The organism is Bacillus sp. NPDC057893, from assembly GCF_042796455.1.
Classification (GTDB): Bacteria; Bacillota; Bacilli; order Bacillales; family Bacillaceae_G; genus Bacillus_A.
In genome coordinates, this window is record NZ_JBHVNG010000002.1 from 389766 (window position 1) to 403177 (window position 13412).

11 protein-coding genes and 1 other annotated feature are annotated in these 13412 nt (G+C 36.6%); of the genes, 8 read left to right on the forward strand and 3 right to left on the reverse strand.

Going from position 1 to position 13412, the window contains the following annotated elements; genetic code table 11:
* The first annotated feature begins 25 nt into the window (after window positions 1–25).
* Window positions 26–817: a DUF2268 domain-containing putative Zn-dependent protease gene (locus ACFVQC_RS10635; RefSeq protein WP_002149838.1), complete on the forward strand. Its 792-nt coding sequence runs from the start codon at window positions 26–28 to the stop codon at window positions 815–817.
* 140 nt (window positions 818–957) lie between these two features.
* Window positions 958–1704 carry a YjbA family protein gene (locus ACFVQC_RS10640; protein WP_377898318.1) on the forward strand — a complete coding sequence of 249 codons (747 nt, stop codon included), beginning with the start codon at window positions 958–960 and terminating at the stop codon, window positions 1702–1704.
* Window positions 1705–1970: 266 nt separating this feature from the next.
* Here the strand turns inward: ACFVQC_RS10640 and trpS are convergent, their stop codons facing one another.
* Both trpS and ACFVQC_RS10650 read right to left on the reverse strand, forming a co-directional pair.
* Entirely contained in the window at window positions 1971–2960 is a 990-nt protein-coding gene (gene trpS, locus ACFVQC_RS10645; protein ID WP_377898319.1) for a tryptophan--tRNA ligase, read from the reverse strand.
* Between the two features lie 74 nt (window positions 2961–3034).
* Window positions 3035–3252: a binding site (T-box leader), on the reverse strand.
* 101 nt (window positions 3253–3353) lie between these two features.
* Window positions 3354–3734 carry a DUF3899 domain-containing protein gene (locus ACFVQC_RS10650; protein WP_002149831.1) on the reverse strand — a complete coding sequence of 127 codons (381 nt, stop codon included), beginning with the start codon at window positions 3732–3734 and terminating at the stop codon, window positions 3354–3356.
* Between the two features lie 318 nt (window positions 3735–4052).
* Between ACFVQC_RS10650 and ACFVQC_RS10655 the strand changes: the two genes are divergently transcribed.
* The 5 genes from ACFVQC_RS10655 (at window position 4053) to ACFVQC_RS10675 (ending at window position 9767) form a co-directional block, all read left to right on the forward strand.
* Complete coding sequence (locus tag ACFVQC_RS10655) at window positions 4053–5708, forward strand: peptide ABC transporter substrate-binding protein (protein ID WP_088044782.1); 1656 nt, start codon at window positions 4053–4055, stop codon at window positions 5706–5708.
* A 126-nt stretch (window positions 5709–5834) separates the two neighbouring features.
* Window positions 5835–6764, forward strand: coding sequence for an oligopeptide ABC transporter permease (gene opp3b, locus ACFVQC_RS10660; RefSeq protein WP_000534165.1), 930 nt, complete (start codon window positions 5835–5837; stop codon window positions 6762–6764).
* Window positions 6761–7777 carry an oligopeptide ABC transporter permease gene (gene opp3C / locus ACFVQC_RS10665; RefSeq protein ID WP_377896209.1) on the forward strand — a complete coding sequence of 339 codons (1017 nt, stop codon included), beginning with the start codon at window positions 6761–6763 and terminating at the stop codon, window positions 7775–7777. The genes opp3b and opp3C overlap by 4 nt, the downstream gene beginning before the upstream one ends.
* An 18-nt stretch (window positions 7778–7795) precedes the next feature.
* A complete protein-coding gene (locus tag ACFVQC_RS10670) occupies window positions 7796–8839 on the forward strand; it encodes an ABC transporter ATP-binding protein (RefSeq protein WP_002149824.1) in 1044 nt (347 codons plus the stop codon).
* Complete coding sequence (locus tag ACFVQC_RS10675; protein WP_002149823.1) at window positions 8832–9767, forward strand: ABC transporter ATP-binding protein; 936 nt, start codon at window positions 8832–8834, stop codon at window positions 9765–9767. The genes ACFVQC_RS10670 and ACFVQC_RS10675 overlap by 8 nt, the downstream gene beginning before the upstream one ends.
* Before the next feature lie 192 nt (window positions 9768–9959).
* Here ACFVQC_RS10675 and ACFVQC_RS10680 read toward each other — a convergent pair whose 3' ends face one another.
* Window positions 9960–11405, reverse strand: a complete 1446-nt coding sequence (locus ACFVQC_RS10680; RefSeq protein ID WP_193654805.1) for an MATE family efflux transporter — start codon at window positions 11403–11405, stop codon at window positions 9960–9962.
* Window positions 11406–11758: 353 nt separating this feature from the next.
* On the opposite strand from ACFVQC_RS10680, the gene ACFVQC_RS10685 reads away from it, so the two are divergent.
* Window positions 11759–13405, forward strand: a complete 1647-nt coding sequence (locus ACFVQC_RS10685) for a peptide ABC transporter substrate-binding protein (protein WP_377898320.1) — start codon at window positions 11759–11761, stop codon at window positions 13403–13405.
* Window positions 13406–13412 lie beyond the last annotated feature (7 nt).

Genomic DNA, 13412 nt, shown 5'->3' on the forward strand with positions numbered 1-13412 from the left:
TACATAAGAAAAGGAGGGATGAAGGGTGGGGGTTGTTGAAACGGCAGAATGGTTACATCTGTATTATGGACGCCCAGAAAAGCTTTGTGAGAAATTTACAAAGTATATTCCATTGCCAAAAGAGAGGCTGTATCGTTTTTTAATCTCTAAAGGTATGTATCGCCCAGTAATGAGGGGGGAGCAGGAAATTAAAGAGTTAGAGAAGAAAGAAATTTGGAAAGAACTTAGCATGGAGTATGAAAAATTGAAAAGTTGGCTAAAAGGTCCAGATGTTCCTATCTTTATTTTATTATCAGATTCATATAATCGAACGGTACAAGAGGAATATAACGGGAAGGCTGGTTTATCTATGCGTCACGTTATTTTCTTATTCGTATGTGGACGTAATTCAGTTGAGGAACTAAAAGCGTTATTAACGCATGAATACCACCATATATGTAGATTACATCAAATTGAGACGAAAGAAACAGAGTATACATTACTTGATACGATGATTATGGAAGGGTTAGCTGAGCAAGCTGTGTATGAAAGGTATACAGAAAAAAGATGTGCACCATGGACTACTTATATTTCAAAAGAAGATGCTATTTATTATTGGAGAAATTCAATACAAGAACGAATAGATGTAAAGAGAGGTACGAGGGAGCATGATGTTTTATTAAATGGACTGCACTCGTATCCGAAAATGCTTGGCTATGCACTTGGATTTCATATTGTGAAAGATTGTGTAGCATTTGAAGGAGAAAATACACTGTCTTTATTATCTATAGATGCGAAAGAAATATTGAATAAAGCAAATACATTTCATGTTTCATAAAAAAACAGGAGCGTTACCTCCTGTTTTTTATATTATAGAAGAAAAAATAATAATTAGAATATTTTTCCTTAAGTGGAATAAAGTTAAGCAAAAATGAACATAATGATTGGTACAAACAGTAGTGAAGTGAGGGGTAGTGAATGTTATATCTACATGATGTATGGGTAAATTGGTTTGAAGGTGAAGAGAATGGGTATAACGTTTGTCATTTTTACGAATGGCGGAAAGATGATACGATTGAGCTATTAGATCAAGTGCCATTATTAAAAGTAGATGCCACATTATATCATTACATCGAGAACGAATTATTAGAGCTTCCGCAAAAATTATTGGAAGACGTATATCATAAGGCTTATATTCGTAAAAATCACGAACGTTTGCAACAAGAATATTGTTTTGTAGTTACAGATGGAAAAGGAATTATTGCGATTGATTCAATCGGCTATAATGTGCCAATTAGAAAAAGTAGGCTTATACCTCGTCAAGAGCAGATGGTATATGAGATGGTAGAAAATGTGCAAGAAGAAAAGTATGAGTTCCAAGTGGAAGAGATTGAAAAAGAACATCATATTTTATCGCCGTCACCTTTCATTATGAACGGCCTAACTCGTAAAGAAAGACAGTTAAAACAATTATTATTTATGGCATTAGATCAATTACATACAACGAAAAATCCAGCTGAAATTCGCTATTGGTTCACAGAGTGGGATCCATCAGCGTATGGAATGGTCCAACATATGGGATTTGAAGATGTTTGGGCTAGACTTTATGATGAAGCGAAAACTGGATGGTCTGAGAAGCACGAGCAATTATGTGAGCGCCTTGTAAAAGGACAGCCGTTTTTTGAAAAGTTATGGGAAATGGAAAATGAGCAGAAGGTAAATTAAAAAAAACCGCCAATTGGCGGTTTTTTTTAATGGAGGTGGCAAGAATGTTCGGTGGCTTCGCGCCTTCCTGCGAGGCAAAAAACGCCTCTACGTCAGGAGCTCCATCCTCCTCACATTCTGAGCGAGCCGCTTCCGCTTTATATGAAATCCAGCTCCAGCGGCAAGAATGTTCAGTGGCTTCGCGCCTTCCTGCGAGGCGAAAAACGCCTCTACGTCAGGAGCTCCATCCTCCTCACATTCTGAACGAGCCGCTTCCGCTTTATGTGTTATCTACGTTTTCTGCTTAGTCCCATTGCGTTTTCTACTTTGCGTAGTTGTTTGAATGCAACGCGGTTTGCTTTTTCGGAACCTTTGTCTAGAATTTCGTCTAGTTCTGGGGAGTTGATTAGTTCGTTATATTTGTCTTGGATTGGACGAATTGCTTCTACGACTACTTGTGCTAGGTCACCTTTGAAGTCGCCGTATCCTTTTCCTTCGTACATTGCTTCTATTTCTTCTACTGTTTTTCCTGAGAATGAAGAGTAAATTGTTAATAAGTTAGAGATTCCAGGTTTGTTCTCTTTATCAAATTTAACGATGCCTTCAGAGTCAGTTACAGCACTTTTTATTTTCTTTTCGATTGTTTTTGGCTCATCAAGCATACTGATCATTGATTTTGGATTTGGATCAGATTTACTCATTTTTTTCGTAGGTTCTGTTAATGACATAACGCGAGCTCCTACTTTTGGAATACGAATTTCAGGAACTGTGAACACTTCACGGAAGCGTTTGTTGAAACGCTCTGCTAGATCACGTGTTAATTCCATATGTTGCTTTTGGTCATCACCAACAGGCACGATTTCTGTGTTGTAAAGTAAAATATCAGCAGCCATTAATGGTGGATATGTAAGTAATCCAGCTGGAACTGAATCTCTTCCTGAAGCTTTGTCTTTATATTGTGTCATACGTTCTAATTCTCCAACGTAAGCAACGGATTGCATAATCCATCCTAGTTGAGCGTGTGCTGGTACTTCTGATTGTACAAATAAAGTAGCTTTTTCAGGATCGATGCCGCATGCAACGTATAGCGCAGCAAGACTGCGGATGTTTTTGCGAAGCCCTACAGGGTCTTGAGGTACTGTAATCGCATGTTGGTTTACAATACAGAAATAACAGTCGTGTTCGTTTTGAAGCTCTGTAAATTGCTTCATAGCTCCTAAATAGTTTCCAAGTGTAATTGTTCCGCTTGGCTGAATACCAGAAAAGATAACTGACATAAGTAATTCCTCCTAAAATTGAATGTGCGATGGGGAAGAGAAGGCATACAAAAAAGCCCATTCATCCCAAATTACATAGGGACGAATGGACCGCGGTACCACCCTAATTATTTCACAGCTGTGAAATCTCTCAAGATCCATAATAACGTCTGGATATAACGCCAAAGCCTACTACTTTCGGTTCGGTTTGGTGCTCAAAAGCCCATTCCATACTGTACAATTACTTGTTCACACCACCCACAAGCTCTCTGAAATTGCCCCAATATGTACTCTTCTTTATCATCGCATACATATAAATTTATTGTTAACTGAGCCCTTTTAATATGAAAGAACTAAAGTTTTATAACAAAATGTTTTGCTGATTATTATATCATATGGAGCAGTGTTTGCAAACTACATCAAAATAGTAAAGCTAATGAGGATCGAGAACAACCCAAGTACGATGCCGGTAATACAAATCGGATACGTCCATTTGAATGAATATGTTTTATAAATACGTTCTTTCTTATCGATAGGTTCCTCTGCTTCTTCAATTAAAGAGTCAATTTTTTTATTCGTACCAAATACTCTTTGGAATGCGTAAATTGTTACGTTAAAAAATCCATTTTGAAATATGAATAAAAAACCACCTATAAGAATAAAAAACAATGCAATATAGAATGAGATGTTGACAAAATTCAACAAAAATTGAGATGAAACGAGGAATGCGCCCACACTAGAAGCGATTATCGCAACCAAAAATAGTATACAAGTATGAAAAAAAACTTTATTCAAAATATTCCCCTCCGTCAAAATATTACTAGAATTATTATACTATAAAAGCTATAATAAGTAATATAAATAATTTTTTGAAAATTATACGCAATTGCGGTCTAATTTCAAGATGATGGTAGCAATGTTAACCTATCCCTTTACGAAAAATTAAAAATATAAACATTTTATTAAAAATTTTAACAAAAAAACAAAAAACTATATTCACAATCGTCATATTATATGTATAATGAAAATTGTAGAAACTTGGAGATTATTCTTTCAATTCTGTTTTTCTACAAGTGAGGGTACAGGAAGTGCAATTAGGGGAGGCAACACAACATGAAGAAAAAGATACCGTTATTACTTGCATCAACTTTAACTGCAAGTATGTTGCTTGGCGCGTGTAGCTACCAGAAAGAGGACGCTAAAGCAAAAGGAAAAGAAAACGCTACTAGTAGTAGTAACGGAAAACAGATTCTCAATTTAACAGAGTTATCTGAAATTCCATCAATGGATGCATCGTTAGCATCAGATTCTGCATCTTCAACAGCATTAAATAATACGATGGAAGGTTTATATCGTACTGGCAAAGATCAAAAGAGAATGCCTGGGATTGCTGAAGATGTCCAAAAGCTAGATGATGGGAAGAAATACATATTTAAATTAAGAAAAGATGCGAAATGGTCGAATGGGGAACCTGTAACAGCGAAAGACTTTGTGTATTCATGGAAAAGAGCAGTAAATCCAGATACAAAAGCGACGTATTCGTACATTATGTTCGATATTAAAAATGCAGAAAAAATTCATAAAAAAGAATTACCTGCTGACCAATTAGGTGTAAAAGCGATTGATGATTATACATTAGAAGTGGAATTAGACAATCCCGTTCCTTACTTTATTGATTTAACGGTTTATCCGGTGTTTTACCCACTAAATGAGAACTTTGTGAAATCACAAGGTGATAAGTTTGGTTTAGAGGCAAATACAACATTATATAACGGGCCATTCGTTATGAGTGATTGGAAACATGAACAAAGCTTCCAATTTAAGAAGAACCCATCATATTGGGATAACAAGACGGTTAAAATCGAAGAAATAAATTTCAATATTGTGAAAAATACATCGACTGATGTAAATTTATATGAGACAAATGCGATTGATCGTGCGGCTCTAACGTCGGAATTTGTTGATAAATTTAAAAAAACTCCAGAGTTCCAAGCACGACAAGAAGCAGGAGTTGCCTACTTAAGATTCAATCAAAATAATAAGTATTTGAGTAATAAAAACTTAAGAAAAGCAATTTCAATGTCCTTTGACCGTGATAACATTGCAAAAGTTATTTTAAACAACGGCGCAATTGGTGCTTACGGATTTGTTGGAAAAGATTTCGCTGAAGGTCCGAATAAAAAAGACTTCCGTGCTGAAAATGGAAAGCTAGTTGAAACGGATTCAAAAGAAGCGAAAAAACTTTGGGAAACAGCGAAGAAAGAGCTTGGCACTGATAAAATCGAATTAGAATTCTTAAGCTTCGATAATGAAGATGCGAAAAAAATTGGCGAATTCTTAAAAGGTGAGATGGAAAAGAACTTACCTGGTTTATCGATCAAAATTAAACAGCAGCCATTCGCACAAAAAAATAAATTAGAAGATTCTCAGCAATATGATATTGCGTTTGGTGTTTGGGGTCCAGATTTCCCAGATCCAATCTCATATTTAGATATGTTTGTTACGAATGGTTCACAAAACAAAACGGGATATTCTAATCCGAAATATGATGAACTAATTCTAAAAGCAAAAACAGATACAAAAGATTTACAGGCTCGCTGGAACAACCTTTTAGAGGTAGAGAAGATGTTAATTAAAGAGGATGCAGTTATTGCTCCAGTCTATCAAAAAGGTTCAGCGTATGTAGTAAAAGGTGCTGTAAAAGATATTATCCCGATTAACTACGGTGGTAAATTAACTTACAAATGGGCATCTGTTGAACAAAAATAATCTTTTTTCCATCGTTTACAAGGGTATATGCCTATGATGGGCATGTGCTCTTATTTTAAAAAAATAAAAGTAAGAATATTTCAAACTATCTTATTGCTTTTGAGAAAAACGGGGAGGTGCTTGACTATGGGACGTTATGTATTAAAACGTTTCGTGTACATGGCTTTGACATTATTTTTAATTACTACACTGACTTTCTTTTTGATGAAATTACTACCGGGTTCTCCACTTAAAAACCAGGAGAAACTATCACCGGCACAAAAAGAAATCATTCTTGAAAAATATGGTTTAAATGATCCAGTACCAGTTCAATATGCGCGTTACTTAGGTAACTTAGCAAAAGGTGATTTAGGGGTATCATTCCAATATGATAACCGCCCAGTAACAGATATGATTGTGGATCGTATTGGACCATCAGCACAACTTGGTTTACAAGCGATTATATTAGGAACATTTATCGGTTTAATTTTAGGAATCGTTGCGGCACTTCGTAACAATACGTGGGTCGATTATGGGGCGACAATTATTTCCGTACTCGGGATGTCGGTACCCTCATTCGTATTCGCCGCATTACTACAATATTTCGTAGGGGTAAAACTTGGTTGGTTCCCAGTAGCATTCTGGAAAGGACCGGAGTTTACAGTAATGCCTACAATTGCCTTATCGATGGCAGTTATCGCAACAATCGCACGTTTCGCTCGTGCAGAGTTAATTGAGGTTATGCAAGCTGACTACATTTTAACAGCGAAAGCGAAAGGAATTAGCCAAGGCGTTATCATTATCAAGCACGCACTTCGTAACGCGTTAATTCCAGTTGTAACAATTTTAGGACCAATGGTTGCAGGATTAATTACAGGGACACTAGTTATTGAGCAAATTTACGCTGTACCTGGACTTGGGGAACAATTCGTTAAATCGATTACAGTGAATGACTATACAGTTATTATGGGTACTACAATTTTCTATAGTGCGATCTTCATCTTAGTTATTTTCATTGTCGATATTTTATACGGAATTATTGATCCTCGTATTCGTTTAGCGGGAGGGAAAAAATGATGAAAGATGTACAAAAATTATCTCCAGATTTATTTCAACCAGCCAATCAAAGTAATGTTGATAATGAAGTCATTGCCCGTCCAAGCTTAACGTTTTGGCAAGATGTAAGAAGACGTTTGTTCCAACATAAAGGTGCAATGTTTGGTTTCGTATTATTAATGCTTATTGTACTACTAGCAGTTATAGGACCAATGATAAGTAAGCATTCTTATAAAGAGCAGGATTTAGGTCGTGCGAAAATGCCACCGAAAATTCCAGTGATTGAAAATGTTCATTGGCTACCATTTGATGGTACAGATCAATATGGTGTTGACCAATATGAAAAACGTGATATTAAAGAGTACTTCTGGTTTGGTACAGATGATCTTGGCCGTGATTTATGGACAAGAACATGGGAAGGTACACGTGTATCATTATATATCGCTCTTTTAGCAGCAGCAATTGACCTAGTAATCGGGGTTGCATACGGAGGTATTTCAGCGTTCTATGGCGGCAGAGTAGATAATATTATGCAACGTATTATGGAGATTATTAACGGTATTCCATACTTAATCATCGTTATTTTAATGGTAATCATTATGGGGTCAGGTATATGGTCGATTACACTCGCGATGGCAATTACAGGTTGGATAGGGATGTCGCGTATCGTTCGTGGACAAATCCTAAAATTAAAAAACCAAGAATATGTATTAGCATCTCGTACATTAGGTGCAACAAATACACAGTTAATTGTGAAGCACTTAATTCCGAACGTAATGGGACCAATTATCGTAATGACAATGTTTACAATTCCAACGGCAGTATTTGGTGAAGCATTCTTAAGCTTCATCGGACTAGGCATTCAGCCACCATTCGCATCACTTGGTTCTCTTGTAAATGATGGTTATAAATCAATTCAAACGTATCCACATATGATGTTCATCCCAGCGGTTGTCATCAGTATGTTAATCTTAGCATTTAACTTAATTGCAGACGGATTACGCGACGCGTTAGATCCAAAAATGCGTAAGTAAAAGAGGGGAGAAGTAAAAATGAAAACATTGCTAGAGGTAAAAGATTTGCAAGTCTCCTTTGATACACATGCAGGTGAAGTACAAGCTGTACGCGGCGTTACTTTTGATTTAAAAAAAGGAGAGACATTAGCGATTGTAGGAGAATCTGGTTCTGGTAAATCAGTTACTTCTAAAGCGTTAATGGGATTAATTCCGAATCCTCCAGGACGTATTAAAAACGGTGAAATCGTATTTGAAGGTCGTGACTTAACGAAACTAACAGAAAAAGAAATGCAGCAAGTACGCGGTAAAGATATTGCGATGATTTTCCAAGATCCAATGACATCATTAAATCCAACGATGACAATTGGTAATCAGATTATGGAAGGTCTTATTAAACACCAAGGGATGAGTAAAGCAGATGCACGTAAAGTTGCCTTAGAATTAATCGACCTTGTAGGTATTCCAAATCCAGAAGCGCGCTTAAAACAATATCCTCATCAATTCTCAGGTGGTATGAGACAGCGTGTAGTTATTGCGATGGCGTTAGCTTGTAATCCGAAATTATTAATTGCCGATGAGCCGACAACAGCGCTAGACGTTACAATTCAGGCGCAAATTTTAGAGCTTATGAAGGACATTCAGCAAAAAACAGAAGCAGCAATCATTTTCATTACGCATGACTTAGGTGTAGTGGCAAACGTTGCAGACCGAGTTGCGGTTATGTACGCTGGTAAAGTTGTTGAAATTGGAACTGTTGATGAAATTTTCTACAATCCAAAACATCCATACACATGGGGCTTAATCGCATCTATGCCAAGCTTAGATGGTTCAGAGGACGAGCTATATGCGATTCCAGGAACGCCTCCAGACTTATTAAAACCGCCAAAGGGTGATGCTTTTGCACCACGTAACCCGCAGGCTCTGAAAATTGATTTTGAAATGGAACCACCTTTATTTAAAATAAGTGACACACATTATGCGGCAACTTGGTTACTTCATGAGCAAGCGCCAGAAGTAAAACCACCAGCAGTTGTTGAAAAACGTATTCTTCAAATGAAAGCAGGTGAACAACATGACTAAACAACGTGAAAAATTAATTGAAGTAAAAAATGTGAAACAACACTTTGATGTGAGTGGTGGTGTTGTTAAAGCAGTTAATGATATTTCATTTGATATTTACCGCGGTGAAACATTTGGACTTGTAGGAGAATCTGGTTGTGGTAAGTCAACAACTGGAAGAACGATCATTCGTTTATACGATGCAACTGCCGGTGAAGTGTTGTTCGATGGTGAAAATGTACATGGGAAAAAATCACGCGCAGAACTTAAGAAGTTCAACCGTAAAATGCAAATGATTTTCCAAGATCCATATGCATCATTAAATCCTCGTATGACAGTAGGGGATATTATTGCAGAAGGTATTGATATTCACGGACTAGCAAAAGGCAAAAAAGAGCGTATGGACCGTGTTCACGAGCTGTTAAATACAGTTGGTTTAAATAAAGAGCACGCGAACCGTTTCCCGCATGAATTCTCAGGCGGACAACGTCAACGTATCGGTATCGCTCGTGCGCTAGCTGTAGAACCTGAATTTATCATTGCTGATGAACCAATCTCAGCACTTGACGTATCGATTCAGGCGCAAGTTGTAAACTTACTGAAACAGTTACAAAGAGAAAAAGGTTTAACATACTTATTCATCGCCCATGATTTATCGATGGTAAAATACATTAGTGATCGCATTGGTGTAATGTACCGTGGTCAAATCGTTGAGCTGACAACAAGTGAAGAGTTATATGCGAATCCAATGCATCCATATACAAAATCATTACTATCAGCAATTCCACTTCCAGATCCAGATTATGAGCGCAATCGTAAACGTATCGTATACGACCCATCGCAGCATGATTATGGTAGTGAAGCACCAACAATGCGCGAAATTCGCCCAGGACATTTCGTATTATGTTCTGAAGCAGAGTATAAGAAATATAAAGAAATCTATCAATAATAAAGTAGAGCCATTCTTTTATTACAGAAGGATGGCTCTATTTTTTTATACTAATTAAACTTAATTTAGTATAAAGAGATTTTATCCAAGTTCTTTTTCTGTTTAAAGACAGCAAAGTAAGAGTTTCCAAGAATGAAGAAAAAGGCGACTGAAATCCAGCCGCCTTTTTCTTCATTTAGAAACACTTTTATTTTACTGCGCCTGAACAGAAACACTCTCATCTTGCTCATTTGGTTTAACAAGTGCATAATTTTCCCACGCTCTACTTCTCCAGCGGAAGAACATAATAATTGCTCGCGTCCATTCATCGATGGCAATCGCTAGCCAAATACCAACGAGCCCCATATCTAAATGGAAGGCGAAAAAGTAGCCGAGCGGTAAGCTCATTAACACCATGGAGAATGCACCGATTAAAACAGGATATTTTGCATCGCCAGTTGCACGAAGTGAATTAATGATGACGATGTTCATCGTCCGTCCTGTTTCAAGTAGTACACTTAGTAAAAGAACGCTTGCCCCTAGAGAGATAATATGAGGATTATCCGTAAATAGTCCCATTAATTGTGTGCGGAATGTAACAACGAGAATGACCATAAATAAAGTTACACCAATCGCCCATTGTACACTTTTCCATACGCGTGTGTAAGCTTCATCCTTTTCATTTCCGCCAACTAGGCGTCCAACGATAATAGCTGTTCCCATACCGATAGCAATGGCGAATAAATAAGTGAACATGGAAATGTTAGTAGCGTATTGTCTTGCAGCTAACGATTCTGTTCCTAAGTATGTTGCGTAATATAAGAAGACAATTTGACAAGCTTGATACATGACTTGCTCGAATGCCGATGGAATGCCGATCTTTAAAATTTTGCCAACGTATTCTTTTGATAAAGTGAAGTAATATTGTAATTTCACACGGTATTCCATAACGCGATACAGTAACCAGAAGAAAACGATAAGTGCGATTAACCGGCTGACAGCAGAAGAAATAGCAGCCCCTTGCACACCAAGTTCAGGGAAACCGAATTTCCCGAAAATAAGTACGTAGTTTCCGGCGATATGAATAATATTCATTCCAAGCGAAACAAACATCGCTTGCTTTGTAAAGCCGTGAACGCGGATAATTGCGGCTAATGAGTTAATAATAGCTTGAAGGAAAATAGCTCCTCCGACGATGGATAGATAGCTTTGTGCATACGTTAATACATCGCCTTGTAAATTCATTGCCATCATCATATGTTTTGAAAATAAAAGAAAACCAGCGCTTATAATGAGTCCGACCACTAAATTTAATGTGACGGCTAATGCTGATATTTTTGATGCTTCCATAAAGCGTTTAGAACCGAGGTATTGGGATACAACGATAGCTGCACCATTCCCGATGACTTCTAGTACTAAAATCGCGATGTGAAGGTATTGATTCGCTGCACCAACCCCAGATACAGCATCGTCTGATAATGCACTTAACATGAAAGTATCAGCGATCCCCATCAGCATAAAAAGAAAAACTTCTAGAAAAATAGGCCATGTTAATAAGAATAAACTTAATTTCTCTGTTGGCCCGTTTTTTGAGTGAATTGCTGTCATGTCCGTCCCCTCTTTACCGATATCTATTTTTAGCAAAGTGTATCGTAACACACTTTCATATCCTTTGCACTTATTTTAGCCTACATATTTTCAATATGAATAAACCTTCATTTTATGACAAAAAAGGAAGAATAATTATGCGCAAGATATTATAGGATATAAAATTTGTTTTTCTCAGATAATTTAGAAAAATATAAAATTTATTACTTTTAACACTTTAGTTCAATAAAAACGCAGTGTAAAACGTTTACAAACGCACCTGGTGTTAACAGAAAATTTTAATAAAATAGAAATATAAATATACAAAGAATATATTTGTGTGTATAATATGAATTGTTAGAACATATATATATTTCTTTCTGTTTGAAAATGAAAGGGCTAACATTTTTTTGGAGGGTGGAAGTATGAAAAAAAAGATACCAGTTTTTGTAGCATCAACAGTAGCAATGAGCATGATTTTAGGGGCATGTGGCTATCAAAAAGATGAACCGCAAGCGAACGCAAAAGGGGATAGCGGGAAAAGCGGTGCGAAGCAAGTTATTAACTTAATTGAAACACAAGAAATTCCAACGATGGACCCAGCGTTATCAGCTGATGCAGTTTCTTCAAAAGTAATGAACAACACGATGGAAGGTCTATACCGCCTTGGGAAAGACGATAAATTAGTTCCAGGTGTAGCGAAAGAATTCCAAAAGTCAGAAGACGGTAAAAAGTATACATTTAAATTACGTGAAGATGCAAAATGGTCAAATGGTGAACCTGTAACGGCGAAAGATTTCGTGTATGCATGGCAAAGAGCAATTAATCCAGATACAGCTGCGAAATCGGCGTACATTATGTACGATATAAAAAATGCTGAGAAAATTAATAAAAAAGAGATGAGTCCAGACCAATTAGGCGTGAAAGCGATTGATGATCATACATTAGAAGTAGAATTAGATAATTCTATTCCATATCTTGTTGATTTAATGGTCTATCCAATCTTCTATCCTGTTAATGAAAAGTATGTGAAAGAGCAAGGGACGAAGTTTGGTTTAGAAGCAAATACAACACTTTATAACGGTCCATTTACATTAAGTGATTGGCAACATGAACGTAGCTTCAAAATGACAAAGAGCTCATCATATTGGGACAATAAAGAAGTGAAGCTTGAGGAAGTAAACTTTAATATTGTAAAAGATACATCTACGCCAATTAATTTATATGAAACAAACGCAGTCGATCGAGCGACGTTATTAGCAGAGTTCATCGATAAATATAAAGGAAAACCAGATTTCAAAACGGTAGAAGATACATCTGTATTCTTCCTTCGCTTAAATCAAAAAGACCCAGCTTTAGCAAATAAAAATATTCGTAAAGCAATTTCTCTTGGTTTTGACCGTAAACCATTCGTTGATACATTATTAAATAACGGTTCTAAGCCAGCGACGGGATTAATTCCTGACAATTTTATTAAAGGACCGGATAAAAAAGATTTCCGTGTTGAAAATGGAGATATTGTAAAACCAAATGTAAAAGAAGCGAAAAAGTATTGGGAAACTGGTAAAAAAGAGCTTGGTAAAAACGAAATTGAATTAGAGCTATTAAATGAAGATGTTGAATTATCGAAGAAAACTGGTGAATATTTAAAAGGTGAATTAGAAAAGAATTTACCAGGATTAACAGTGAAAATTAAACAACAACCATTCGCGCAAAAACTAAAATTAGAAGATGCTGGCGATTATGTAATGTCATTCTCTGGATGGAGTGCAGACTTCCCGGATCCAGTTACATATCTTGATATGTTTGTAACTGATGGAGCGCAAAACAAAATGAAGTATTCTAATCCGAAGTACGATGAGATTATTATGAAAGCGAAGAAAGATGGAAGCGATGTAAATGCTCGCTGGAAAAACTTATTAGAAGCAGAAAAAATGTTACTTGATGATGCTGCGATTGTTCCAGTATATCAACGTGGTAGAGCATATTTACAAAGAGAAACAATTAAAGATATGTACAACCATAAGTATGGTGGCGAAGTAAGCTTCAAATGGGCATCAGTAGAGAAATAACAAAAAA

Bases quoted from the DNA above. Each gene is read 5' to 3' on its own strand.
- ACFVQC_RS10640 (WP_377898318.1), top strand. From the start codon at position 958: ATGTTATATCTACATGATGTATGGGTAAATTGGTTTGAAGGTGAAGAG.
- ACFVQC_RS10670 (WP_002149824.1), top strand. From the start codon at position 7,796: ATGAAAACATTGCTAGAGGTAAAAGATTTGCAAGTCTCCTTTGATACA.
- ACFVQC_RS10685 (WP_377898320.1), top strand. From the start codon at position 11,759: ATGAAAAAAAAGATACCAGTTTTTGTAGCATCAACAGTAGCAATGAGC.
- opp3b (WP_000534165.1), top strand. From the start codon at position 5,835: ATGGGACGTTATGTATTAAAACGTTTCGTGTACATGGCTTTGACATTA.
- trpS (WP_377898319.1), bottom strand. From the start codon at position 2,960: ATGTCAGTTATCTTTTCTGGTATTCAGCCAAGCGGAACAATTACACTT.
- ACFVQC_RS10655 (WP_088044782.1), top strand. From the start codon at position 4,053: ATGAAGAAAAAGATACCGTTATTACTTGCATCAACTTTAACTGCAAGT.
- opp3C (WP_377896209.1), top strand. From the start codon at position 6,761: ATGATGAAAGATGTACAAAAATTATCTCCAGATTTATTTCAACCAGCC.
- ACFVQC_RS10675 (WP_002149823.1), top strand. From the start codon at position 8,832: ATGACTAAACAACGTGAAAAATTAATTGAAGTAAAAAATGTGAAACAA.